Source organism: Coprococcus hominis (ex Arizal et al. 2022) (assembly GCF_040094675.1).
In the GTDB taxonomy this organism is placed as follows: Bacteria; Bacillota; Clostridia; order Lachnospirales; family Lachnospiraceae; genus Coprococcus_C; species Coprococcus_C hominis.
In genome coordinates, this window is the sequence record NZ_JBBNHG010000024.1 from 71,061 (window position 1) to 97,343 (window position 26,283).

Consider the following 26,283-nt stretch of genomic DNA (forward strand, 5'->3'; position numbering starts at 1 on the left):
ACAATTAACGGATTCTCTTCTTTGAACGGAAGAAATCAATAAATACCCGTGCAATTCCTTCTTTTTTCTTACTCTCCTCAACCGTATCGTCACTCAGACGATTGACAAGCTGGCAGATTCCCTTTGTGGCTGTCGTTCCCGGATATGCCTGCACAAGTGGTTTCTGCTCAATAACCGCCATGGAAGCATTCTTATCCTGCAGCACAGCGCCCAGAAATGAAAGCTTTGTATTCAAAAACTTTGAAGACACCGTATCGATCTTGTGGAAGATTTCTGCCCCTTCCGCCTCATTTTCCACACGGTTGGCTACAACATGGATTGTCTTATAGAGCGGATTGAAGCTGTTCTTTCTACGCAGTACTTTAAGCAATGAGTAAGAATCTGTAATGGATGTCGGTTCCGGTGTCACAACCAGAACGACCTCCGGGCTCATCATGACGAACTCCATAACGGAATCCGTAATCCCCGCACCTGTATCAATAATTACAACATCATACATCTGGTCGAGCTTCACTAATTCGGAAATCAAAAGTTTGATACTCGCATTATCGAGTGTCGCAAGCTCGGACACCCCCGAACCACCGGAGATAAATCCAATTCCTTCCGGTCCCTGCGTAATGATCTCTGTCATAGATTTATTATTATGTATCAGATCCAATAAGTTATATTGTGGGCGGATTCCAAGCATGACCTCGACATTTGCCAATCCGAAGTCCGCGTCAAATACAACCACTTTTTTGCCGCGCCGCGCAAGCTCCAGCGCAATATTGACTGACAATGTCGTCTTGCCGACACCGCCCTTTCCACTTGTAATTGCAATTACCCTTGCATTGGAGATTTCCTGATTGGTCTGCACGCGTTCCCGTAATTTCGTTGCCTGATCCATCACTTTCCACCTCCTAACAATTTCTTAGCAATAATCTGTGGATCCAGAACGCCGATATCATCCGGCACATTCTGTCCCCATGTCACATAAGAAAGCGGTTTTCCTGTATCCAGTTTCAGATTCAATATGCTTCCCAGACCATTTGTCTCATCCAGTTTTGTGAAAATAAGATTATAATCAAACAGTTCGCCATACGTGTTGGCAATGGAAAGCAGATCCGCATATTTTACCGTGGCAGATACAACGAGGAACACTTCTGTCTCGTACTCCTTCACGGAATCAATGATCTGCTTTAAGTCTTCCTTCTGCTCTTCGCTCTTATGGGAGCGTCCGGCTGTGTCAACTAAGATCAGATCATAGTTTTTAAACTTTTCTACACTCTGCGCCATCTCCTCCGGAGTATACACAACCTCCATTGGCGCAGACAAAATATTTGCATACGTCTTTAACTGCTCAATTGCTGCAATACGATATGTGTCGATAGAAAACATCGCACATTTTAATTTCATATCCAGCGTACAGAGCGACGCCAGCTTTGCCATCGTGGTTGTCTTTCCAACGCCGGTATTTCCGACAAAAAATACAACCTTCGGTTTCTTCTCACCGGCAGTTAACGGCTGGATTTCGCCGAGCTTCAGAACGATCTTCTGGTATACGTTTGCCAGTATGTTGTCGATCGGCTGTTTATCATCCTTCACAGTCAGCTCGTCAATGATTTCCTTTGCATGTGCCTCCGAAACCTCGCTGTCCATCAACTGTTTGATTACAAGATCCACAACCTTATTGCCCGACTGCTCTGGTTCCGTTTTCTTTTCTTCCGCCTTTACAGTCGCCTCACCTGAAGAAATCGCCTGATTGGCGGCTTCCTTAATCGAGGCTTCCGCTGACTTCTGTGTCTGCATCTGCTGTTCGAGAAGCTTCGCGATACTGTTAATTTTCTCCTCAATCGCGTTCTGTGCTTCCTCGCTGTAGGAATCCTTGTTCTCTCCAAACGCCTTGCCAAACAGGAACGGTTCCTCGGCGGACTCACCCCGGCGTTCCTGCCTGAGATCAATTGTCTGTTCATCCGATTTGACAGATGGCGCCGCTGCTGGTGCAGTAGTCGCCGCCTGTTCCTCCATATCATCATCGATCGCTGCCGTCAGCTCCACGCGCGACTTTTTAAAGAGACGCATGATTCCTCCCGGCTTGATTTTTTTCACATTCATTACGATCGCATCCGGTCCCAGATCCTCCTTGGCGAGCAGGATTGCTTCTTTTTCAGTTAGTGCTTTATACTTCTTAATTATCATGAATCGTTATCACTCCCACGGATTTTAATTCCACTTCCGAATCAATCTCATTATATGAGATAACAATCAGGTCTTTCAAGTAGTCACTTGTTAATTTCTTAAAATACATACGAACAATCGGTGATGTAACAACAATCGGTGCATCGCCCTTGCTCTCCAGCTTCTTGACCTCGTCCTCCGTCGCCTTTAAGATGCTCTTCGTTACTGCCGGATCTAATGAGATAAATGCGCCCTGTTCGGTTTGCTTCACAGAACCCATGATCATCTGCTCGATCTGTGGATCCAGCGTCACTACGGTGCCGGATTCTCCATCGCCAAAATATTTGTTGGAGATCGCACGTTTTAAACTCTGCCGGACATACTCGGTCAGAATATCGGTATCCCGGCTCGTTGCCGCATAATCCGCGAGCGTCTCGAAGATCGTGACAAGATCCCGGATGGAGATACCTTCCCGAAGCAGATTCTGCAATACCTTCTGGATATCACCGACACTGAGCAGCTTCGGTACAAGTTCATCTACCAGTGTCTTATTGTTGTCCTTGATATTATCAATCAGGTTCTGTACATCTTGTCTCGTCAGAAGCTCATCAAGGTGCTGCTTGATAACCTCTGTCAGATGTGTTGCAATGATCGATGGTGGATCAACAACGGTATAGCCAAGTGATTCTGCGCGTTCCCGCTGGGATTCCGTAATCCACATTGCCTCCAGATGGAATGCCGGCTCTAATGTCGGAATACCAACAATCTCATCCTCGACGTACCCTGGATTCATCGCCATATAATGGTCAAATAAGATCTCACCCTCACTGACCTGAATTCCCTTGATTTTAATAATATACTGGTTTGGATTAAGCTGGATATTATCACGCAGACGGATGATTGGCACAACAGCGCCAAGCTCCAGTGCGATCTGTCGTCGTATCATAACGACACGGTCAAGCAGATCACCGCCCTGATTGACATCTGCTAACGGTATTATACCATATCCAAATTCGAGTTCAATAGGATCTACCTGCAGCAGAGAATTGACATTTTCGTGCCTTCGAACCTCTTCTGCCTGGACTTCCTCTTCTTCGACTTCCTCCTTGATTGCCTGTGCCTCTTCCTTGCCCTTGACGGAGAAGGAAAGCACGATAAACAGTACGCCATAGACCGCGCAGAAGAAGAAATTCAGTGGTGTGAATATACCGAACAGAAGCATTGTGATACCAACGAGCAACAATACCTTTGGAATACTGAATAACTGTCCGATCAGGATATCTCCAATATTCTCCTCCTTCGATGCCTTTGTAACGAGAATACCTGTCGAAAGCGAGATCATCATCGACGGTATCTGGGATACCAGACCATCACCAATCGTAAGAATTGTGTACTTACTGATCGCATCGGAAAAGCTAAGTCCCTGCTGTGTCATGCCCATAATCAGACCACCCACGATATTGATCAGAGTAATAATCAGACCTGCGGTTGCATCTCCTTTAACGTACTTGGACGCACCATCCATGGCTCCGAAGAATGCGGATTCCTGCTGGATCTTATCTCTCCTGCGGATTGCCTCTTTGTCATCAATGGCTCCGGATGAAAGATCCGCATCAATCGCCATCTGTTTTCCCGGCATTGCATCCAATGTGAATCGTGCCGTTACCTCAGATACTCGCTCGGAACCTTTGTTGATTACCATCATCTGGACGATGATCAACACGATAAAGACGATTGCACCAATGACGAGGTTTCCACCACCAACAAACGAACCAAACACCTGAACGACTTTACCTGGATTACCGGTCGACAAGATCAATCGTGTGGAAGATACATTTAAGGATATACGGAACACTGTCGTAAAAAGCAACAGTGTCGGAAATCCAGACATATTCAGTGTCTCGCTCGTAAACAGACAGTTAAATACAATGATCAGTGACATGGAGATATTGAATAAGATCAGCCAGTCCAGCATGGTACTCGGAATCGGGATAATCAGAAATACAACTGCTGCAAGCAGATAGATTCCTAAAAATATATCATTTTTCTTCATACCATCACCATCCTTTCCTGTGTGATCTTATTTTCATTCATTTGCTAACTTACTTTATTCTTTAATTTATATACATAGGCAAGCACTTCTGCGACCGCCTGATACAATTCTGGTGGAATCTCATTTCCAACCTCAACATTTGCATATAACATCCGCGCGAGCGGCTTATCTTCGACAATCTCGATGTCATTTTCTTTTGCGAGATCTTTGATCTTAAATGCCAGATAATCGGCACCCTTGGCTACGACAACCGGAGCCATGCTGACCGTATTATCGTATTTTAAGGCAACGGCAAAATGCGTCGGGTTCGTAATAACAACATCCGCCTCCGGCACGCTCTGCATCATTCTCCGCCGTGCCGCCTGCTGCATCCGCTGTCGCTGCTGTGACTTGACCTTTGGATCTCCTTCCTGATTCTTATACTCATCTTTGACTTCCTGCTTTGTCATACGCAGGTCTTTTTTATGTTTCCATTTCTGGAACACCCAGTCTCCAAGCGCAAGTGCCAGATATGTCACCGATATCTTGATGCCAAGCTCCATCACCATGTCAAACAGGATTCCAAGACAATCCTGTATCGTCAGATCATACGCCGTCACAAAAATTCCGACATTATCCTTGACAACCGAATATGCCACTGCCGAAAAAACAACGATTTTAAAGATTGACAGCACCAGCTCGAACAGTGACTGTTTGGAAAACATACGCTTAAATCCACTGATTGGACTCAGCTTGTTAAGTTTCGGTTCCATCGGTTTTGATGTCACCTTCCACGTGATCTGGATTCGCTGTGATAAAAACGCAATCACAAATGCAAATATAACAAACGGTGCAATCGTAATCGCAATATACTGTACCGTATCAAGCACGATCTGCCATGCACGCACATGCGTAAATCCATCTCCTGTTTCATTTGCGATATCACGCCAAAAATAAGGAAATACATTGACGAGACGTTCTCCGATAAACGACATAAATATCCGCAAGCACAAAAAAAATGCCAGAAGCATAGCCGCAGATGTGAGTTCTTTGCTCTTTGCCACCTGACCTTCTTTTCGGGAATCTTCGATTTTCTTTGCGGTTGGTTCTTCCGTCTTCTCCCCGCCCTCATCGTTTGCAAACAACTGCAGATCATAGGCAAGCAAAAGCGGTGTCCGTTTTTCTTCCAGAGAAAACACGTCACAACCCTCCTAATATCGTCTGGATCATATCACGCATACGTTCCATAATATAATTTGCAATGTTCGGAACGAACATAATACAAACAGCAAGCAAAAATAAACCAACAAATACTTTCAACTGCATACCAATCGCGAACATGTTCATCTGCGGAGAACTCTTTGCAAGCACCCCCAAAATGACATTCAACATGGTCGCGCCCAAAAATACTGGCATCGCGATACGGAATCCAATCATAAACATCTGCACGATAAACTGAATCAGGGATGTGTAGATCACATCCGGGCTTAGCACGATTCTTCCGACCGGCACCAGTTCAAACGACTGTGCTGCCGCAGACAATATATAATAATGCAGATTGGATATCATGATAACCAGACACACAATCTTATCGTATAATTCACCTGTGATCGTCACCATACCCTGATTCGGATCAAAGGTCGTTGCCATCGAAAATCCGATTTCCCGGTCGATAAATTCTCCTGCGATTGCCAGTGCTTTCATTGAAAGTCCCGCTACAAATCCAAGCAACAGACCAACCAGTGCTTCTTCTAACACAAGCGTCGTATACCCAAGTACGTTTGTATATTCCGGTAGGGATACATCGACTACCTGATACAGGATCAGGGATACAAAAAACGCAATGGATATCTTCATTCTCGCATTCAGAGAATTATGTCCAAAAATAGGTGCAATTGATGTAAAACAAGCGACACGGACAAGCACTAGCAGAAATGCTTCCAGTGTCAGCGTCGATATCGTAAAGGACATCGTTTATTACCCCACAAACTCTCCAAACCGACTATACAAATCCTGTATAAAGGACAGGATGTTATTCAAGATCCAGTCTCCACAGATGATGAGTGACAAAAATACACAGATCATCTTCGGTACAAACGTCAGCGTCTGCTCCTGAATAGAAGTCACTGTCTGGAAGATACTGATGATCAAACCAATTACCAAAGATGTAATTAACATCGGCGCACTACATTTGATTACAAGCCACACAGCCTCCACCGTGATAGCTACGACATCGCCTGTACTCATACAATCACCTCGTTACTCTACTGTCAAAAATTAAACGAATTTACAAGTTGTCCGATAACCAGATTCCATCCATCTGCAAGAATAAACAGCAGAATCTTGAACGGCATGGAGATTGTCGTCGGCGGCAGCATCATCATACCCATAGACATAAGCACAGAAGATACTACCATATCAATCACGATAAACGGAACATAAATCAAAAATCCTATGATAAACGCTGCCCGCAATTCACTGATGATAAATGCAGGAATAATAATCGTGATGGAAAGCTCATCTACACTTTCTACCGGCTCTATCTTTGCGATATCCATAAACAAACGCAGATCATCCTGCCGTGTCTGTTTCAGCATAAACTCCCGCAACGGCTGTATTCCTCGTTCCAATGCCTCCTGCTGCGTTATCTCTTCAGCTACCAGCGGATCATACGCTTCCGTCTTTATCTGAGCAATTACCGGGCTCATAATAAAAAGGGTTAAAAATAACGAGAGCCCTATCAAAACGTTATTAGGTGGTGAACTCTGCGTACCGATTGCCGTCCGCACAAAATGTAACACGATAATGATTCGTGTAAATGAGGTCACCATAACCAGAATTGATGGAGCTAACGAAATTACTGTTATGATCAATAAAATCTGAAGTGTACCGGAAAGAGACGTCTCATCTGAGTTCGTACTCAAAGATAAACCAAGTGTCGTCGCATCGTTATTATCCGATGTCACACTGTCGACCTGTCCCTCTTCTGCTCCGGTATCCGGTGTCACAGTCGTTGCATGAACAGCACCTGTACCGGAAAAAATAACAACAAACGCAAGCGGTATAAGAAATAGCACTAAAAATTTTCGTAATTTACTGAATTTCATTTCTATACCTACTTTTCGTTATCGTCTTTTGCGTTTCCCTTCATGTTCGCCAGAACTTCTTTGAAGCTCATCTTCGGTGTCTTTTCGACTGTGGCATCCACCATCTGATCTGGAAGCTTTAGATCGTCTTTCTTTAATTCCGCGATCACATGAATCTCTTCTTTCCCAATTCCCAAGGCAAAATATTTCTCTCCTATCTTTGCAATGGCAACCATCTTGTTGCCACCGACACGATAAGATTCAATAAACTGAATATTATTCTTCGCTGACCATGCATTGTTCTGATATTTCGCGATCAGTCTCGTAGAATAAAATGCTAAAACCAAAACTAAGACCGTGATCAATATCAGTTTGACAATACTCCAGCCAGCAGAAAAACCACTCGTAAGAATTGCGCCAAAAAACATACTATTCCACTGCCTTTTTCACTGCTTCAATGACACGATCCGGCTGGAATGGCTTTACAATGAAATCTCTGGCACCAGACTGAATGGATTCAATAACCATCGCCTGCTGTCCCATTGCAGAACACATTACAACACTTGCGTTTGCATCGATTGCCTTAATCTTCTTCAATGCCTGAATACCATCCATCTCTGGCATTGTGATATCCATCAATACCAAATCCGGTTTTGTCTCTTGATATTTCTCAACAGCCTTTACGCCGTTTTCTGCTTCACCAGCAATGTTGTATCCATTCTTTACCAGAATGTCCTTGATCATCATTCTCATAAATGCAGCATCATCACAAATAAGTATACTCTTTGCCATATCATTACTCCTTAAAACTTAGATTTTTTCTTTTATTATTTCAGTAATTCTGATACCAAAACTTTCTTCGATTACAACAACTTCTCCCTTTGCAACCAGCTTCTGGTTTACCATCACATCGATCGGTTCACCGGCAAGCTTATCCAACTCAATGATCGTTCCCGGTGCAAACTCCAGAATCTCCTTGATGGATTTTCTCGTCCGTCCCAAAACGACCGACACTTCCAAAGGAACATCCATAATCAAGTCAATATTTTCCTGCTGCAACGCAGGATTCATAACCGGGTTAAATGCCTGGAACTGTACATTCTGTACATTGACATCCGGCTGCATCATCTGTGGCATCATAGATTGTCCCATCATCGGCTGCCCCATCGGCATTCCCGTCGCAGGTTGCGGCTGCGGCTGTGGCTGTGGAACCGGTTGTGGCTGTGGTTCCGGTTGTGGAGCCGGCGGTGGTGTTTCCTCCTTTTCTTCCGATTCCCCGCTAAATTTCTTATAAAGATCTCTTGCGAACTGAATCGGGTATAACTGCATAATCGTGCTGTCTACGAGATCTCCGATCGTCATCCGGAACGTGACACGCACAAAATCCTTATCTAAAAAGTCACTGGCCTTTGCAACATCGATATTGCCAGCCATATCCACCAGCTCTGCTTCCGGTGGGCTGATATCAATCTTACAATTCAGCATCGAAGATAATGAAGTTGCGGAACTTCCCATCATCTGGTTCATCGCCTCACAGATGGCTGAGAAATGCAGCTCTGTCAGCTCTGGTGCAGGATTTAATCCATCGCCCCCCATCATCAGATCTGTAATGACCTTTACATCATCTTCTTTTAAAATCAGTACATTATTTCCATCAATACCATCTTTATACAGGATATTGATAAATACACATGGTTTTGCGTACTCTGCTGTAAGCTTATCCCAGTTCGTAATCTCAACAACCGGTGTTGTGATCACAACCTTCTGGTTTACCAGTGAGTACAGCGTTGTTGCCGCCGTACCCATACAAATATTGGAGATTTCTCCGATCGCATCTTTTTCCTCATCGGAAAGTATGGCATCGTTACTTGTCTGGGTAGAGGAAGAACCTGTATTCATATTCCCAAGCAATGCGTTAATCTCTTCCTGAGATAACATTCCGTCCATGTTCTGTTATTCCTCCTCTCTTATAATTTCAGTTACTTTCACTGCGTAATCATCGTTAAACGATCCGGGCAACGCTTTAAATTTTACTATATTGCCCACATAAATATCAAGCTCGTCTTCAATCTTTCGATTCAGCTTGATCACATCTCCCACCTGCAGATTAATGAAATCCATAACGGTGAGTGAGCTTTTTCCCAGCTCTGCGGATACCGGGATCAGTGCCCGGTTGATTGCAGTCTCGATAACATCAGCATAACTCGTCTCGTCTCGATCCTGCATCGTTGAAAACCAGTATTTGGTATTCAGCTTGTCCATAACATCTTCGAGTGTCAGATATGGCAGACAGATATTCATCAAACCCTCAACTCCGCCGATATTGATGTTGACCGTTACAATCGCAATCATCTCTGTCGGCGAAATGATCTGTGCAAACTGCGGATTCGTCTCGATTCGTTCCAGATATGGATGAATCTCTACAACATTTGTCCACGGTTCCCGCAACAGATCGATCAATATGGTAAATATTTTTTCCAAGATGGAAAGCTCAATCTCAGAAAATTCTCTTTTCTTCTCTAACGGTTCTCCAACTCCGCCAAGCAGACGGTCGATAATCGCGTATCCAAGATTGGTCGCAATCTCGATAATGATATTGCCCGATAACGGTGCCATATTGACAACACCAAGCAATACCGGATTGGATAAGGCGTTGGAAAATTCTGAATATGTAACTGCCTCTGAGTTCATTACCTCAACCTGCACATTCTTCCGCAGATACGCTGGCAGGTTACTACTCAATAATCTTCCGTAATGTTCAAATATAATCTCTAATGTACGCAGATGCTCTTTTGAAAACTTGGCTGGTCTTGAAAAATCGTACTCCTTGACTTTTACACTTTTAGTCTCTGTAAAGTCGTCCGCATCAAGCTCTCCAGTGGATAATTGCTTCAAGAGCGCATCTATTTCGTTTTGTGAGAGTACGTCAGCCACGTTTTCTCACCTCCTGCTGGCAATAATCTACTGTGCAACCCAATTGTAAAAGCTTACAGAATAAATACATTCAGTATTAAATGTTTCCTTGAGCTGTTTCAACAATTCCTCTTTGATCTTGTTCGTGGTTGTCTCTCCGTCAATCACTTCGGTATATGTATAGCTTCCAATGATGTTTCTCGCCATATCGTAGATCATCGCGGTAGATGCTTCGATGTTGGCAGATACCTTGGAGTAATCACTGGCTGTCTTGTCCATATTGATTGTCAAACCATACTGTACAACATGCAGGTCACCCGAACCATCATTTTTCAGGTTGATTGGATTTCCCTGTTCCAACTGGTAATGTGCCAGATTGCTAACATCAAATGTACTGTCGTCCTTTGTCTGCGAAGCGATCTCAATATCAAGAACCTCTGCAATATCGGTAATCAGTTTGTTTGTCTTCGATGTGGAAGGCATAAACACAAACACAAGCAAAATATTAAACACAAGGTTTATAATACTAATTGCTAATATAACAACGGTTATAAGATTTTTCTTCATGTTTCTGACTCCTTAATTATTTGAATTCTGCTTGTTGTAGATTTTAATCGCAACTCTACGATTCTTCGCTCTTCCCTCTTCTGTCTCGTTTGACGCAACCGGACGGCTGTCTCCATAGCCGGCAATCTTGATGTTGCTGTCTATGAAATGCTCCTGCGACACAACATATTCATAAACACTGCGCGCACGTTCTGAGGAAAGTGAGCGATTATCTTCATACTTTGAATTTGAGATTGGGATATTATCCGTGTGTCCCTCAATCTCGATTACATTGTATTTGTACTTGACAAGGATTTGTGCAATCTTCTGCAAAAACAGCTTGGAATTATCTTTGATCTCCGCATTACCGGAATCAAACAGAATCGAACCATTCAGATCCAGCTCCACATACTGATCGTTAAAATCAAGGATAATCTGGTCATCAATTGCATAGGTCTCTGCCATCTGCATGACTTCCTCATACATTTCTTCTGACTGTTGTTCGCCCCGGCGTTCTACTTCAGCCTGCAGGTCGTTATCTGACAGATGCTCCGCATCCGTCGGGGATGCACTGCTTGACTTGTCCCCTGTGTTTCCGTCGATGTTCTTGCCTGCTTCCGACAACACACTGTCAGTATCTGCAAGCTGTGTCATACCTCCAGATAACATTTCTCCCGTCAAAAGCGAAACACTTCCTTCGCTGATCACACTGAATGACAGATTATCAAATGATGCGGCAATCTTTTGGATTTTGCCTTCATCCATTGTAGAACTTGCAAAAAGTAATATGAAGAAGCAGAGTAACAGGTTCATCAGATCACTGAATGTGGACATCCATGCCGGTGATCCTTCATCCGGTGGCTGTTGCTTTCTTTTTGCCATTAGTGACCACCGCCCTCTTCTTCAAATTCCTGACGATCCTTTGGTGCCAGGAATGACTTCAGTTTTTCTTCTATGACGCGAGGATTCTCACCTGCCTGAATCGACAAAATACCCTCAATCATAACTTCTTTTAATTTAATTTCAGTCTCATTCTGAAGCGACAGCTTCGCAACAATCGGCGCACATAACCAGTTGGCTATGATAGAACCATACAACGTTGTTACAAGTGCGACCGACATATTCGGTCCGATGGAATCCGGATCTGACAGATTCTTCAACATATTAATCAATCCAAGCAACGTACCAATCATACCCCAGGCAGGACCTGCAGATGCAATATTTTTCCAAAATGTAATATTCCCCTGATGCCGGGAATCTACATTCACAAGTTCTGCTTCCAAAATGCTTCGTACAAGCTCCGGATCCGTACCATCGACAATCAGCATGATTCCTTTTTTCATAAATTCATCTTCCAAATTATTTGCCGATTCTTCCAATGCAAGTAAGCCTTCTCTTCTCGCAAGGTTGGAAAGCTCAATAATTGATTTGATTGTACCTGCCTCATCCGACTTTGGATTCTTGAAAATCAGACTAATGGACTTTAAACCAGATAAAAATCCCTTTAAAGAATTTCCGGCAAACGCACAACCCAAAACACCACCAAATACAATATATACAGATGGTATATCGACAAAGTTATCTACAATTACACTGAAATCATGACCATTTACCATTCCGTAAATCATCAAGCCAAATGCAGCCACCATTCCTATGATTGATGTAAAATCCATGTTGTTATCCCCTATACATTTTCTGCCTTGTTCCCACTATCTAAGAATAAAGCGAATATTTTTCTCTTATAGCCGATCACAAGTGAGGTTACTTCCTCGGCAGACTCACTCACGACGAATTTCTTGCCGTTAGTCAGTGTAATTACAGTATCCGGAGTCTCCTCCACCGTCTCAATCAGTTCGGCATTGATCATCATCTTTTTCCCTTTTAATCTGGTTACTTCAATCATATCTCTGTACTCCCTGAAAGATTACACATTTTCCGACATTACAATTAGGCTAATTATAGCACAGTTCGATTTTTATGTCTACAAAATAAGGCAGGCATTTTCCACTTTTTCACATCGTCAAAAGTAGAAAATACCTGCCCTTTTATTTATAAATTACCGCTTCAGGTTTACAAGCTCTTCAAGCATGGAATCTGAGGTTGTGATAATTCTTGAATTTGCCTGAAATCCTCTCTGGGTTGTAATCATATCAGTGAACTCTGCCGACAAATCAACATTTGACATTTCCAAAACGCCCTGCGAGATTTTTCCACCATCCTCATCAACAGATGTTCCGATACCATCAAAGTAACCAGAGTTCTGTGTAGTTGTGTACACGCTGTTTCCAAGTGCTTCAAGCGCCATCGGGTTTGCAAAGGTTGCAACAGATATCTGTCCAAGCAGTTTTGTCTCACCATTCGTATAAACGCCATAAAGCTTACCTGTCTCATCAATTCTGACATCATTTAACTTACCCATGGAGCGACCGCCTCCGGTAGAATCCGCAGCTCCACGTACTGCCTTTACTGTAGACTTACCGTTTGATTCAAATCTTGTCAGATACGAGAAATTGACATCAATTCCATCGACAGCCTCACCATTGATTACAGACTGGAACACATCGCCCTTCTCGTTCGGATTATTCGGTTTAATCTCAAGCATCGCATTCTTTTGTCCCGCTGCTCCAACATATTCAAAGTTACCTGTATCCGCATCGAATTTAACCTGAATGGAATTGGCGCCTCCGATTGTAGCTTTATAACCGCCTTCAACAGTAGCCGTTGTCGGATCGTCCGTTCCTGTTATCTCAATATTATTTGAATCCTTGATGGACACAATCTCAAGATTATACAAAGACTTATCCGCCTGGTTCTGATCCTGCGTTAACTTGAATTTTACTGTATAATTATAACCAAGTGCATCATAGATGGATACTGAAATTGCGCGTCCATCCACAGATGTAAGTTCAGGATCTGTCATATCAATATTTCCGGTCAGATGTGCATCGGTTGTCATCTGTGGAGATGACACCTTGTTATCTTCAGACTCCGGATAAAGTGCCGATACCGTATCCTTCTTGATCTGATTCGGATTATCCGGATCAACCTGCCATCCCATAACCTGATATCCACTTCCGTTTACAAGGCAACCACTTCCATCAACGCCAAAAGAACCTACCTTAGTAAAATAATTTGTTCCACCACGGCTGACTACAAAGAACGCAGAACCGGAAAGCATCATATCATATGTATTGTTTGTTGTCTGTGCACTACCATTCTGTGTGATTGATGTTTGAATGGATGATGTCTTGGCACCAAGACCGATCTGAGATGCGTTTGTACCACCTGTGGTAGCTGTCGCACCGGTCGCATTGGCACTTGTCTGATATAAAACATCGCTGAATAACACCGATGAAGATTTGAATCCTGTTGTATTAACGTTCGCGATATTATTACCGATAACGTCCATTTTTGTCTGATGTGTCTTAAGTCCGGCAACACCGGAATAAAGTGATCTCATCATAATTTTTGACCTCCATAATCTTGTTTTAGTTTTTCCTCTGTCATTCGGAAAACCAAAAGCCTCCTTATCGGTCCGGCTTTTTCTTATACAATGACGGCTCCGTCAATATTGGTAAACACCTGTCCGCTTTCTCCCTGCTCCATCGCAGTGACTACGGTATTGTTTTTAACATTTACGATAAATGCAAGATTGTCCATCATCACGAGTGATTCCTGAATCTGCTTTGTCCGTGCCTGTCCAACGCCCTGATTCAGACGTTCAAGCTGATCCTTGGACAATTCAATATTCCGGTTTTCCAGCCGCTGATTTGCATGCTTGGAAAATTTCACTTCCTGTTCTACTTTTGCATTTAGTACATCCTGAAAGCTGACAACTTCTTTGTTTGGTTCTGTCGTTTTTTCCGGCTTCACATTCTGGAAATACAGATTTGCAGCCTGTCCCATGGAAAGAAAATCGACATCGAAAGATCGCATATGCATTCCCTCCTTGTTCTGCATAAACTGTCATTCCCTAAGCTTCTTTCGTCTTGTCCGCAGCATCTGTTTTATCCAAATCATCTGTCTTGCCACCGACATTATCCGTACCGTTCGTACTGTCGCCTGTATTATTATCCTTGTTAATCGTTCCATCACTGTTTGCATGCTGTTTCAAATACAGATAATAATCATAGTCAATCACAGAATCCAGATCCTCTGCCGGATAATATGTGTTATTGACCGACAGATACACATCGCCATCCTTAACTGTCGCATACTCTACCAGTCCACTGATCATTGCCTGTTTACCGGATGAATCGGTCGTGTTCATAATTACATATTTGCCGACCAGATTCAGGTTGTTTCCCTTATCCAGTGTATCACTGATATTAAGCTGCGCCTCCAAAGCAGAATACTGTGCAAGCTGTGACATATACTCTGTATTATCACTTGGATTTAAAGGATCCTGATACTGCATCTGTGTTACAAGCAGATTCAAAAACGCTTCCTTGTCCAGATCGCTTCCGGATGTCTTTCCCTTGGATGTTGCGGAATAACTGCTTGAGCTGTTTGCGATACTGCTAATTGCTGAATCAACTGCCATGTTCTGCCTCCTTTCTTAGGTCTTATCACGCCATATAATTTACTTGATTTCCCTGTGCCTTCATCATTTCTGTCTCCAAAGACACATCCTCAATTATATCATCGTCTGAATTGCCTGTGAAATTAACCGGGCCAGTCGAATTTCCTGACTTTTGCTCTTTTTGTTCCATCTGTGCTTCCGCACCGCTTTCTTCCATGAAATAATCCGGTGTTCCAACCATTACCTCAATGGCATCTACTTTGAGATCCTGATTTTCAAAAGCTTCCTTCAGAACTGCCAGCCCTGACTCCACGGCTGCCTTTGCCGCCTCTGTTTCTGCAATGATCTGTGCCTGCATCACACCATTTTTCGTGGATACATGAATCTGTACTTTTCCCAGCTGTTCCGGATTCAGCTGTAAGGTCATCGATGTGACATCTTTCGATAAGTTCACTCTGATCTCATCCACTACCTGACGGACAATATCCGTCTGTGTTACCGACGTATCAAACGGTGTTGCTGCAATCTCTTCGCCTGTCGCCTGTGCCATCGCCTGATTCAGATTGGAAATCACACCCTCTGCATTCTGTTTCATCATATCTGCAGAAGCATCCGAATCTCCAGCATCCTCTGTCTGCACAGTCACCTGTACTTCTGTGTCAACAGTCTGGGTTTCAACACTTTTACCATCCGTCCGGGTAACATCCTCCTCCGGTGTCGTCTGTGCAACCGTCTCTGTTTTTGCTTCCACTGTCTGTGGCTTTTCTGCATCCACAACCGTCTCCTGTGGCTCTGTCTGTGCAGATGACGACTCCTCTGGAAGCAGTTCCTCAACTGGCACTTCTGTTGAAATCACTGTCTCATCCACCACATTCAAAACCTCATCCAGAAGCTGCATTGCCTGCTGCATAAGATTATTCAGGGATTCGTCAATCAGCAGATCCACAGATGTTGCATCATTGATCTGCAAAATAAAATCCTTCATCACAGCCGGATCAAGCAGATCCTGCATTGTAAGTCCCGCTGTCTGCAAGAGATTCTGCAATGTCTCATCGTCCACATTCAGAAGCTTTTTCAGCTTATTCGAAAGTAATTCCGCTTTTAAATCGTCGCCTTCTACTTCCTGTGGTGCTTCGTTTCGCTTTGCTTTTTCTGCACCGGTAGTACGCGTTGTTTCTGTCTTCGCATCTGATCTTGTATACTTGTTCAGATCTGACTGCTTTTTCTCGCCAGAAACCGTTGTGTCTGCCTGTTTTACCGCATCTACATCGTTTTTCATCGTTGCAGAATTCGCTGTCTGCGTGGTGGTATTCGGATTGGTTGCTGCCAGATTCATCAGATCTTCAAATGTTCCAGAGGCTTTGTCCTTCGACTTTGATTTGTCTGTGGTTCCGCCCGTCTGGCTCATATCGACTTTTCCGATTCCACCTGATTGAATTCCTACAATCATTTGCGTTCCTCCTTTTTTTCTTATTTGGAGTTATACAATGGCTCTATGGCAAAAGCTTCTTCGTTACCGCAGCCGCAAAATCCGGATCCATCGCCGCGAGCACCTTTCCCCTTGACTGCGCATCCATATTGTTCATGATCAGTGCAACTGTATCGAGATCATTGCCCATCGTCTCCAAAATCTTTGCAGCTTCCGACGCATTCATTTCTTCGTACGACTGTGCCATTTTCTTGATACTGTCATCTGCCTGATCCTGTTCTAATACCTGCTGATAGATCTCAGCAGCGGATTCCGCATCAAGCTCATTGTACCACTCTTTATATGTATCGGTATCTGGAGCCGAATCTCCATAGACTATTTCGTCATAAAATTTCTTTTTTTCATCTTCAAAGTCACTTTGATCCTTTGCAATGGTCGTCAGGCGATCGACTTCTGCCTGTAATTCCGTCACTTTGTCGTTTAATTCGGAGATTTCTGCATCCTTGCTGCCAATCGCTGCATCCTGGTCTGCAATATGCTTTAAAGCATCCTCCAGATTCGTATATGGATAATCACTCTCAATCGCAACTTCCTCATCCGAAGCATCCGGCAATATTTTATTGATCACTGGAACATCCTTAAATACTGGGCGGAGCACACGGCTTCCAAATCCACCTACATCACATTTTATGAGCAGACACATCACACTCAGCCATGTAATTACGATCAAAACACCGATCAGGATACCTACACCTTTATTGCTACCGGAGTTTTCTCCTTTTTCTCTCTTATTTTTTGCCATTGTCTTCCACCTCTTTCTTTGCACTTGTAAACTGATATCCCGCCACCTCATCGGTCTCCCGTTTCTCGGTCGCATTCAACTCCTGTTTAAATTCATCGAACTTCTTTTCTTTCAGCTTCTCATGCATTTTCCGTTCCTGCATCTCGCGTGCCATCTTCTGTCTGGCAAGTTCCAGTTCTTTGCTCTTCTGCCGGATCACTGCATTCTGCTCCTCGATCATCATATCTAAGATATCCATACTGTTTGCATTTTCTTCAATCTCAAGGAAATCCAGCCTTCCCTGTATGGATGCCTGATACGCTTCATAATATCCCTGTTTGCGTTTTTTTAATGCATCAAGCTTCTGTTCCTCTGCCGCAAGTGCCTGCCTTGCTTCGGCGTACTCCTGCTTGGCAGACTCCTCCAGCTTATATTTGATATTCAAGATATTCTGCATTCGATATATAAACTTCGCCATACATTCTTCATCCTGTCTTATTCAAAAATCGCATACAACTGCTTCAGCTCATCCTCCAGCAAAAACTTACTGTCCACATCCTGCATCAGATACGCATTGACCTGATTGATCTTCGTGATTGCATAGTCAATCTCCGGGTTGGAGCCGGATTTGTAGGCACCTATGTTGATCAGATCCTCTGCGTCGTTGTAGGTTGCGAGTACATTTTTCAATCTGCCAGCCGCCTGCTTATGTTCTTTCGATGCAATCGCACTCATGCATCGCGAGATACTCGCCATAATATCAATCGCCGGATAATGGTTTTTATGTGCCAGATTTCGCGACAGCACAATGTGTCCATCTAAGATACCTCGCGCCGTATCGGTGATCGGCTCGTTGAAATCATCGCCATCGACAAGCACCGTATAAAGTCCGGTAATCGAACCCTGATGCGTATTGCCTGCACGCTCTAATACCTTTGGAAGCTCCGCATATACTGATGGCGGATATCCTCTTGTAACCGGAGGCTCTCCAGATGCCAGTCCAATCTCCCGTTGTGCCATCGAAAAACGGGTCAGGGAATCCATCATCAACAGGACATCCTTGCCCTGATCCCGGAAATATTCTGCAATTGCGGTTGCTGTTTTTGCCGCCTTATTACGGATCAGTGCCGGTTTATCCGAGGTTGCGATTACAAGCACAGAACGCTTCAGACCTTCCGCCCCCAGATCTCGCTCGATAAACTCACCGACCTCACGACCTCGCTCTCCGATCAGTGCGATCACATTAATATCTGCTTTCGTATTTCTGGCAAACATACCCAGCAAAGTACTTTTTCCAACACCACTACCAGCAAAGATGCCGATACGCTGTCCTTTTCCGATCGTTAAAAGTCCATCCACCGCTTTTACCCCAAGTGGAAGTACTTCATCAATCAACTTTCGTTTGAGTGGATCCGGTGGCGGCGCATCAATCGGATACGTCTCCGTCGTCGTGAGCGTACTGCCGTCCATCGGTCGTCCGATGCCATCCAACACCTTGCCAAGCAATTCCTCACCAACCGGAACCTGCAGGACACCTTCTGTATTCCGAACCGTTGCCCCCAGTCCGATTCCATCGACCGAATCATACGGCATCAGTAGTACCTTATTCTCGCGGAAACCGACGACCTCTGCCATGACCTTTGTCAGACCATCCTTCGAGATGATCTCGCACAGGTCATTCAGCTTTGCCGGTGGTCCTACCGATTCTACCGTCAGTCCGACAACTTTATTTACTTTTCCGTAATGCACACTGAAATCACGATATAACAGTGCATCGTATCTTGCTCGGTCAAATTTCTTCAACATTTCATTGCTCCATTTATGGCTATATATAGAGAATCGCAGATATTCCTATCTGCGATTATGCCTTTATTGCGTAGATAATAATTTGATAGCGGTAATCAAATTCCGCACCTGCACGTCCATGGACAGATCCACGATACCCGTGTCACTCTCGATCTGACATTGCCCCTTTTGTAGTTTTGTATCGCTGAATATCTCTATGGTTATTCCCGGATTCGCAGCTCCGGACAATCGATCCGCATTATCTGCAATATATGTATAATTCTCTTCTGATACCCGGATGACGAACTTTCTGGAATCCTCATCCTCATTTAACACCTGATTGATCATGTAGATCATCACTGGCTTATAATCATCGACCAGTATACCTGTCAGCTTCTGGATCAGCTTGCACGCAACATCCACGATCTGTTCCTCAGTATCTGTGATATTCTCCATCATTTCTTCCCGCGCCTGCGCAAGTGCCTGATCGCGTTCCCGACTGATCTTCTCCAGATACTCATCCGCCCGGCGCATCGCTTCCATGTTGCCATCTTCGAGCCCTTTTGCAAAACCCTCTTCCTGTGCAGCTTTGCGAATTGCCTCTGCATCCGCCTTGGCATCCTCCAAAATCTTCTGTGCCCGTTCACGCGCATCATCCTGTAAAAGTTTTGCCTTCTCCATCGCGTCATCCAAAAGCTCTTTATGCTCTTCCAGATTGATCGTCGCAGCCATCTCTGTAATGCCTGCCTCGAAAGTATCTCCTGCTTCCGCTGAACCTTCTGGTACATCATTCTTCGGACGGATCACACGCGGTTTGGGCGGTTCGATCACACGGCTGTTTGCATCGATCACAAACGGTTCCTGTGACACCGTACGCACGCCTGGTATCCCGGATTTAAAAATATTAGACAACAATCTCGTCACCTCCACCACGGGAAATTACGATCTCGCCGGCATCCTCCAGTTTTCGGATAATATTTACGATCTTCTGCTGTGCATCCTCGACATCCTTCAGACGGACAGGACCCATAAACTCCATGTCCTCTTTGATCATAGATGCCAGACGGGATGACAAGTTATCGAAGATCACCTTCTGTACGTCTTCGTTTGCATTCTTCAAAGCCACTGCCAGCTCGTTGTTCTCCACCTCACGGAGTACAGTCTGGATTGCACGGTTATCAAGCAGCAGAATATCCTCGAATACAAACATCTTTCTGCGGATCTCGTCTGCCAATTCCGGTTCCTCGATTTCGAGGTTTTCCATAATATGTTTCTCGGTACTCCGGTCGACCGTATTCAGGATATTGACGATGGAATCCACACCACCGACAATCGTGTAATCCTGATTGACCAGAGACGCCAGTTTCTTCTCCAATATCTTTTCCACTTCTTTGATTACATCCGGGCTGGTTCGATCCATCATTGCGATACGCTTTGCAACGTCTGCCTGCTTCTCCGGTGCCAGCGCGCTGACCACGGCTGCCGCCTGCGATGCCGGAAGATATGCAAGAATCAACGCGATTGTCTGCGGATGCTCGTCCTGAATAAAGTTTAAAAGTTGGCTTGCATCTGCCTTTCGTACGAACTCAAATGGACGTACCTGCAAAGATGCGGTCAGTCTGCCGATGACATCTCTTGCACGATCCTCGCCAAGTGCCTTGTCCAGAAGTTCCTTCGCATAAGCAATACCACCCTCTGCAATGTATTGCTGTGCCAGACAAACCTCATAGAATTCATCCAGCACCTCATCCTTTAATTCTGCCGATACACTTTTTGTATTGGCGATCTCCAATGTCAACGCCTCTATCTCATCATCCTTCAGATGCTGAAAAATCTTAGAGGAACGTTCCGGTCCAAGCGCGATCAGCAAAATTGCAGCCTTCTGCACGCCTGTAATATCCGATGAATGTAATGTTGTCGCCATAGTATCACTCCCAATCGTCGTTTAGCCAATTTCGTAACAATGCCACCACTGCTTCCGGGTTTTCATCCACAAATTTCTCAATCTGCTGCTTGGAAGCGGATTTATCACTAAACTCAATATCATCCAAAGTCTGGTTCTCCTTCGTTGTCGCAAGCAGAGCCTCTACCGAAAGCTCCGGTTCTGTCTCGACAACCTCATGCGGTTTCATGCTGCGGAATACAACAAATAACAACAATCCACCAATAATCACAGCCAGTACGATTGACAAAATGCTCTGTACCGGTACGGACTTCGTCTCAGCCGGGTAAAAGACTGGAACGATCCGCTCTACCACATAGATATTTGCCGCCTTCATACCGGTTGCACTGGCAAGCATGTCGACCATTTCCTGTGGGTTAATATTCTCTGTCGGTGTCGAATTTGCTGCCTGATACTCCGCAAACGTCGTACCATCCAGCAATCCCTGTTCCTTCATCTGATCTTCATAGTAGTTCTCATACCGGGTCAGATACAATGCCATGCTGGAATTCTGCATATTGACATCACCAACTGGCGTCACAGTACGGGTTGTCGTACTGCTCGTCTCGTAATCTTCACGCAGAACGCTCAAAGTCGAGCCTGCATTTGCATTATCGAGCAGGTTATAATCTGTGATTTCCTCACCATTTGCATCCGTACCAACCACGCCACCGGTACCATCAGTATTTTCCGCCAGATAGTAATAATGGGAGGATTTCGGACCGGTATCATCCTCGTCATTCGAGTAATATTTGATATCTTCAATCTCCTGCTGGGAAATATTCACATCCAGATTTGCCGATACAGATACCTCGTCATACACGCCCGAATTTACCATCAGGTTCCAAAGCTTGCTGTTGTAATACTCCTCCACCTGCTGCTGTACCATGATAACCGGGGATGCACTCGTGGTAGAGTTCTGACCGGAGAACAACAATTCGCCCTTGTTGTCAACGATTGTAATTGCCTTTGTATCCGAATTACCAACACAGGTTTTCGCATACTCTACGATTGCATTTGTGCTTTCCTGATTGTAGTCACCATTTATGGTAAGCATAATGCTGACTGAAGCAGTCTGGTCACTCGCATAAACCGTGTTTGTGCTTTCCGGCAGATTGATTGTAACCGAAGCCTTCGTCACACCCTGCATGGATGCAATATCCCGTTCCATCTCAGACTGCTTGTAAAGCTTTGCCTTGAGCTTTTTCTCCGAATCTGTCGTATTGAAGCTATTGTTAAACAGACTGTCATAATCTGACTGTCCATTATTCGTTCCAATGCCATTTTCGCCAAGGAGCAGACGTGCCTGTGACACCTGGTTCTCATCAACCTCAATCTTTAACGCATCGTCACTGACCTTGTATGTAATCGAATTATCTTCCAGCAGATTCGCTGCCTGAGCAGCTGTCGCCGTATCCTCAAAGGTGGACAATACCACATATGAAGTCCGGTTTAAAATTGCAACCAATGCGATCACAGCAACCAGAACTGCCGCCAATACCGAGAAGAATAACGCCTTCTGTCTCTTTGTATACTTTTTCCAAAACTCAACTATCTTCGATGGTAGCTGACTAAACCATTCTCTCATACGATACCTACTCTATATGCATAAATTTATAGTTGCATGTTCATCAATTCTTTGTATGCGGATACCACCGCATTTGTAACCTTCACTGTATACTGCAGGGAAATACTTGCCTTCCGTGCAGCAGCTGCCACATCATGGATATTGTCCGAATACCCAAGTGCATAGCTCATCTCCGCAGACTCTGCTGATTTCTGTAAAGAATCTGCTTCCTTATACATATCCACTGCCGCATTTAAAAACGTATCGAACGCTGTACCCTGCGAGCTGGACGCTTTTTTATCTGCACGTTCTGCAGAGCTTGCAGAATTTGCAGATTGAATACTGTTTAAGGTTGTCCATTCATCACTGAACAAACTCACTGGTGTAATTGCCATTTATCTATCTCCTGATACCAATTAGCTATTAAATAATTCCAATCCTTTTGCCGCGATATTTTTCGCAGCATTAAATGCCGTTGCGCTTGCTTCATAAGAACGGCTTGAATCAATCAGATTCGTCATTTCGGTTACTGTGTCCACATTTGGATATTCCACATATCCATCTGCATTTGCATCCGGATTGTCCGGCTCATATACAAGACGCAGATCTGATGGATCTTCCACGATCTTTGTCACTTTAACACCATTTGGTTCATAGTTTGACATATAGCCGTTTAACATATGGTCAAAGGATGTTGTATCCTGTTCTTCAAACACCACTGTCTTTCTGCGGTATGCACCACCATTCTCTGTACGTGTGGTGTTCGCATTCGCAATGTTCTGTGCAATTACATCCATTCGCATCTGCTGCGCCGTCATGCCGGTTGCAGATACATTCATCGCTGAAAATACACCCATCGCTGTTACCTCCCTAATCTGTCATCCGACGGAAATATCCATCAGAATACTTCCACATTAATTACCAGAACTAAGTACGGTATTGTATCTGGCAAACTCCTGATTCATCAGATCAACCAGAGCCTGATACTTGATCTGGTTTTCCGCCAGTCTTGCCTCTTCAGTATTGATATCGACATTGTTTCCATCCAGACGATATGAAAGCGATGCATTATCCGTGTAAACCTGTGCATCCAATGTCTCAAGATTCTGATTTGCCTTTTTCACTGCCTTGCTCAGATTCTTTTCCCCTGCAAGTTCTCCCTGCAGAACCGACTCAAAATCCAGATCTTTCCGCTTGTAATTCGGCGTGCTTACATTCGCAATATTGTTCGTCAGAAGCTCGTTTCGCAGATTCGCAGCATCTGCCGCTTTGTCCAAAATATTCACATAGTTATAAATACCGGATGTGATCATCGACTTCCTCCTTATTTTCAAACTAAAAAAATAGTTACTGTACAGATTCCCATACAGTAACTATCCTACCATATTTTGTGGTATGCTTCAACAAAAATCTTTTCTGACCACTAAATATTTACTCGTTTTCCTTTTTTTCGCGCTCACAGGTGTAACCGCATGTCTCAGAGGCACACAGAAGCTTATTTCCTTTCTCTACCATGTAACCGCCACATTTCGGACATTTCTTATCCGACGGCTTCGACCAGGACATGAAATCACAATCTGGATATCCAATACAGCCATAGTAAAGTCTGCCCTTTTTCGTCTTGCGCAAAATAATATCCTTGCCGCATTTCGGGCATGCAACACCGATCTTCTCGTAGTATGTCTTTGTGTTCCGACACTCCGGGAATCCCGGGCACGCAAGGAACTTTCCATGCGGACCATATTTGACTACCATCATACGTCCACACTGATCGCAAGGCACATCCGATACCTCATCTGCAATCTTGACCGATTCCAGCGATTCCTTTGCTTTCTCCACAGACTCTGCAAGATCCGGATAAAAATTCCGGATAACAACCTTCCACTCTAATTTTCCTTCCTCAATGCTGTCCAGAAGCGACTCAATATTTGCTGTAAACTCGGTATCCACAATTGCCGGGAATGCATCCGACATCATTTTATTGACTGCCGCACCAAGCTCTGTCACATACAGATTCTTGTTCTCCCGGATCACATAACGCCGGTTTAAAATCGTTGTGATCGTCGATGCATACGTAGACGGACGCCCGATTCCAAGCTCCTCCATCGTCTTTACAAGAAGCGCCTCTGTATAATGTGCCGGCGGCTGTGTGAAATGCTGCTTTTCCTCAAGCTCTGCACAGGTAAGTGTTGTACCTTTTTCCAGTCCGGTCAGTCTTGTCTTTTCTTCCTTCTCTTCATCTAACGAATATACAGACATGAATCCATCGAACACAACCTTCGATGTAGAAGCCTTAAACTTATGTTCCTCTGCCGTGGCATATACTGTCTTGTTCTCATAAACTGCCGGTGCCATACGGCTTGCTAAAAAGCGGTTATAGATAAGCTGGTATAAACGGAACTGGTCACGTGGAAGCTGCTCCTTTAATTTCACCGGAGATAACTCCACATTTGTTGGACGGATCGCCTCGTGCGCATCCTGAATCTTCTTGCCGGTCTTTACATCCTTTGCCTCACCGACATAGTTTTCACCAAACTGCTGCTTGATGTATTCCTTCGCATTTTTGTCTGCTTCCTCAGAGATTCGCGTCGAATCTGTACGCAGATATGTAATCAGACCGATCGAGCCCATGCCCTTGATCTCCACACCTTCATACAACTGCTGCGCGATACGCATCGTCTTATTTGTTGCGAAATTCAGCTTCTTTCCAGCTTCCTGCTGCAACGTACTTGTTGTAAACGGAAGCGGCTGTTTCTTCGTCTTCTCGCTTACCTTTATCTCTGAAACCGTAAATGGCTTTCCGTCGATTTCTTTCTTTACCTGATCAAGTTCTTCTTTTTTGACTTTATCCTTCGCATAATGAAAGCAAACCGGCTTCAGTGCCGGATTCGCTGACAGATACGCATCTAAGCTCCAGTATTCTTCCGGAATAAATGCATTGATCTCATCTTCCCGGTCACAGATCAGCTTCAAAGCGGCTGACTGCACACGGCCGGCGCTCAAACCTCTCTTGATCTTCTCCCACAAAAGAGGGCTGATCGAGTATCCAACCAGACGGTCAAGCACACGTCTTGCCTGTTGTGCATCTACCAGATCCATGTCAATTTCCCTGGCATTTTTTATAGAAGATTTGACTGCATTTTTCGTAATCTCATTGAAAGTGATTCTCTTATAATTTTTGCCTTCCAGTTTCAGGGCTGCAATCAGATGATATGAGATTGCTTCTCCTTCACGGTCAGGGTCAGTCGCGAGATAGATCTTATCTGCTTTTTTGACTGCCTTACGAAGCTGCGCCAATAATTCACCTTTCCCCCGAATTGTGATGTAATGCGGTTCGTAATCATGTTCAATATCAATACCCATCTGGCTTTTCGGCATATCCCGTACATGTCCGTTCGATGCGATAACATCATAGGATGCACCCAGGAATTTTTTAATTGTCTTTGCCTTTGCCGGTGACTCGACAATTACCAGATTTTTTGCCATTTCCCATTCCTCCAATACTTTTCTAGTATTCAAAAAC

At 44.3% G+C, this 26,283-nt stretch carries 29 protein-coding genes; all 29 read right to left on the reverse strand.

Going from position 1 to position 26,283, the window contains the following annotated elements:
- Window positions 1–4: 4 nt before the first annotated feature.
- Window positions 5–886: a MinD/ParA family protein gene (locus tag AAAT93_RS02770; protein WP_021985384.1), complete on the reverse strand. Its 882-nt coding sequence runs from the start codon at window positions 884–886 to the stop codon at window positions 5–7.
- Window positions 886–2,178 (reverse strand): flagellar biosynthesis protein FlhF, encoded by a 1,293-nt coding sequence (gene flhF / locus AAAT93_RS02775; RefSeq protein WP_021985383.1) that lies wholly within the window; start codon window positions 2,176–2,178, stop codon window positions 886–888. The genes AAAT93_RS02770 and flhF overlap by 1 nt, the downstream gene beginning before the upstream one ends.
- Window positions 2,168–4,210: a flagellar biosynthesis protein FlhA gene (gene flhA / locus AAAT93_RS02780; protein WP_117781248.1), complete on the reverse strand. Its 2,043-nt coding sequence runs from the start codon at window positions 4,208–4,210 to the stop codon at window positions 2,168–2,170. Before flhA ends, flhF begins: the two co-directional genes overlap by 11 nt.
- 44 nt (window positions 4,211–4,254) lie before the next feature.
- Window positions 4,255–5,388: a flagellar biosynthesis protein FlhB gene (gene flhB / locus AAAT93_RS02785; protein WP_021985381.1), complete on the reverse strand. Its 1,134-nt coding sequence runs from the start codon at window positions 5,386–5,388 to the stop codon at window positions 4,255–4,257.
- 1 nt (window position 5,389) lies between these two features.
- Window positions 5,390–6,160: a flagellar biosynthetic protein FliR gene (gene fliR, locus AAAT93_RS02790; protein WP_021985380.1), complete on the reverse strand. Its 771-nt coding sequence runs from the start codon at window positions 6,158–6,160 to the stop codon at window positions 5,390–5,392.
- A gap of 6 nt (window positions 6,161–6,166) precedes the next feature.
- Window positions 6,167–6,436, reverse strand: a complete 270-nt coding sequence (gene fliQ / locus AAAT93_RS02795) for a flagellar biosynthesis protein FliQ (protein ID WP_021985379.1) — start codon at window positions 6,434–6,436, stop codon at window positions 6,167–6,169.
- Between the two features lie 23 nt (window positions 6,437–6,459).
- Window positions 6,460–7,296, reverse strand: coding sequence for a flagellar type III secretion system pore protein FliP (fliP, locus tag AAAT93_RS02800; RefSeq protein ID WP_021985378.1), 837 nt, complete (start codon window positions 7,294–7,296; stop codon window positions 6,460–6,462).
- An 8-nt stretch (window positions 7,297–7,304) separates the two neighbouring features.
- The gene (locus tag AAAT93_RS02805; RefSeq protein ID WP_021985377.1) at window positions 7,305–7,703 is read right to left on the reverse strand and encodes a flagellar biosynthetic protein FliO; all 399 of its coding nucleotides are present in this window, start codon (window positions 7,701–7,703) and stop codon (window positions 7,305–7,307) included.
- 1 nt (window position 7,704) lies between these two features.
- Window positions 7,705–8,067, reverse strand: a complete 363-nt coding sequence (locus AAAT93_RS02810) for a response regulator (protein WP_021985376.1) — start codon at window positions 8,065–8,067, stop codon at window positions 7,705–7,707.
- 18 nt (window positions 8,068–8,085) lie between these two features.
- Window positions 8,086–9,222, reverse strand: coding sequence for a flagellar motor switch phosphatase FliY (gene fliY / locus AAAT93_RS02815; RefSeq protein WP_117781249.1), 1,137 nt, complete (start codon window positions 9,220–9,222; stop codon window positions 8,086–8,088).
- 6 nt (window positions 9,223–9,228) lie between these two features.
- Window positions 9,229–10,209: a flagellar motor switch protein FliM gene (gene fliM, locus AAAT93_RS02820; RefSeq protein WP_021985374.1), complete on the reverse strand. Its 981-nt coding sequence runs from the start codon at window positions 10,207–10,209 to the stop codon at window positions 9,229–9,231.
- A 27-nt stretch (window positions 10,210–10,236) separates the two neighbouring features.
- Window positions 10,237–10,755, reverse strand: a complete 519-nt coding sequence (locus AAAT93_RS02825; RefSeq protein WP_021985373.1) for a flagellar basal body-associated FliL family protein — start codon at window positions 10,753–10,755, stop codon at window positions 10,237–10,239.
- 12 nt (window positions 10,756–10,767) lie between these two features.
- Window positions 10,768–11,616 (reverse strand): OmpA/MotB family protein, encoded by an 849-nt coding sequence (locus AAAT93_RS02830; protein ID WP_021985372.1) that lies wholly within the window; start codon window positions 11,614–11,616, stop codon window positions 10,768–10,770.
- Window positions 11,616–12,407: a motility protein A gene (locus AAAT93_RS02835; protein WP_021985371.1), complete on the reverse strand. Its 792-nt coding sequence runs from the start codon at window positions 12,405–12,407 to the stop codon at window positions 11,616–11,618. Before AAAT93_RS02835 ends, AAAT93_RS02830 begins: the two co-directional genes overlap by 1 nt.
- Before the next feature lie 11 nt (window positions 12,408–12,418).
- Window positions 12,419–12,637, reverse strand: coding sequence for a flagellar FlbD family protein (locus AAAT93_RS02840; RefSeq protein WP_021985370.1), 219 nt, complete (start codon window positions 12,635–12,637; stop codon window positions 12,419–12,421).
- Window positions 12,638–12,790: 153 nt separating this feature from the next.
- Window positions 12,791–14,197, reverse strand: a complete 1,407-nt coding sequence (locus AAAT93_RS02845) for a flagellar hook protein FlgE (protein WP_227572758.1) — start codon at window positions 14,195–14,197, stop codon at window positions 12,791–12,793.
- A gap of 83 nt (window positions 14,198–14,280) precedes the next feature.
- Window positions 14,281–14,670, reverse strand: a complete 390-nt coding sequence (locus tag AAAT93_RS02850; protein ID WP_196019783.1) for a TIGR02530 family flagellar biosynthesis protein — start codon at window positions 14,668–14,670, stop codon at window positions 14,281–14,283.
- 37 nt (window positions 14,671–14,707) lie between these two features.
- Window positions 14,708–15,277 carry a flagellar hook capping FlgD N-terminal domain-containing protein gene (locus tag AAAT93_RS02855; protein WP_021985367.1) on the reverse strand — a complete coding sequence of 190 codons (570 nt, stop codon included), beginning with the start codon at window positions 15,275–15,277 and terminating at the stop codon, window positions 14,708–14,710.
- Between the two features lie 25 nt (window positions 15,278–15,302).
- On the reverse strand, window positions 15,303–16,706 hold the full coding sequence (locus AAAT93_RS02860) for a flagellar hook-length control protein FliK (RefSeq protein WP_227572752.1): 1,404 nt from the start codon (window positions 16,704–16,706) through the stop codon (window positions 15,303–15,305).
- Window positions 16,707–16,749: 43 nt separating this feature from the next.
- The gene (locus AAAT93_RS02865; protein WP_021985365.1) at window positions 16,750–17,487 is read right to left on the reverse strand and encodes a MotE family protein; all 738 of its coding nucleotides are present in this window, start codon (window positions 17,485–17,487) and stop codon (window positions 16,750–16,752) included.
- Window positions 17,474–17,944 carry a flagellar export protein FliJ gene (gene fliJ, locus AAAT93_RS02870; RefSeq protein WP_021985364.1) on the reverse strand — a complete coding sequence of 157 codons (471 nt, stop codon included), beginning with the start codon at window positions 17,942–17,944 and terminating at the stop codon, window positions 17,474–17,476. The genes AAAT93_RS02865 and fliJ overlap by 14 nt, the downstream gene beginning before the upstream one ends.
- 17 nt (window positions 17,945–17,961) lie before the next feature.
- The gene (gene fliI / locus AAAT93_RS02875) at window positions 17,962–19,272 is read right to left on the reverse strand and encodes a flagellar protein export ATPase FliI (protein ID WP_195540644.1); all 1,311 of its coding nucleotides are present in this window, start codon (window positions 19,270–19,272) and stop codon (window positions 17,962–17,964) included.
- 63 nt (window positions 19,273–19,335) lie between these two features.
- The gene (locus tag AAAT93_RS02880; protein ID WP_147341787.1) at window positions 19,336–20,163 is read right to left on the reverse strand and encodes a FliH/SctL family protein; all 828 of its coding nucleotides are present in this window, start codon (window positions 20,161–20,163) and stop codon (window positions 19,336–19,338) included.
- Window positions 20,156–21,175, reverse strand: a complete 1,020-nt coding sequence (gene fliG / locus AAAT93_RS02885) for a flagellar motor switch protein FliG (protein WP_021985361.1) — start codon at window positions 21,173–21,175, stop codon at window positions 20,156–20,158. Before fliG ends, AAAT93_RS02880 begins: the two co-directional genes overlap by 8 nt.
- A 4-nt stretch (window positions 21,176–21,179) precedes the next feature.
- Entirely contained in the window at window positions 21,180–22,781 is a 1,602-nt protein-coding gene (locus AAAT93_RS02890; RefSeq protein ID WP_021985360.1) for a flagellar M-ring protein FliF C-terminal domain-containing protein, read from the reverse strand.
- Between the two features lie 26 nt (window positions 22,782–22,807).
- Window positions 22,808–23,155 carry a flagellar hook-basal body complex protein FliE gene (gene fliE / locus AAAT93_RS02895; protein WP_021985359.1) on the reverse strand — a complete coding sequence of 116 codons (348 nt, stop codon included), beginning with the start codon at window positions 23,153–23,155 and terminating at the stop codon, window positions 22,808–22,810.
- 21 nt (window positions 23,156–23,176) lie between these two features.
- Window positions 23,177–23,617: a flagellar basal body rod protein FlgC gene (gene flgC / locus AAAT93_RS02900; RefSeq protein WP_021985358.1), complete on the reverse strand. Its 441-nt coding sequence runs from the start codon at window positions 23,615–23,617 to the stop codon at window positions 23,177–23,179.
- A gap of 57 nt (window positions 23,618–23,674) precedes the next feature.
- The gene (gene flgB, locus AAAT93_RS02905; RefSeq protein WP_021985357.1) at window positions 23,675–24,073 is read right to left on the reverse strand and encodes a flagellar basal body rod protein FlgB; all 399 of its coding nucleotides are present in this window, start codon (window positions 24,071–24,073) and stop codon (window positions 23,675–23,677) included.
- Window positions 24,074–24,191: 118 nt separating this feature from the next.
- Window positions 24,192–26,246 (reverse strand): type I DNA topoisomerase, encoded by a 2,055-nt coding sequence (topA, locus tag AAAT93_RS02910; RefSeq protein WP_227572748.1) that lies wholly within the window; start codon window positions 26,244–26,246, stop codon window positions 24,192–24,194.
- Window positions 26,247–26,283 lie beyond the last annotated feature (37 nt).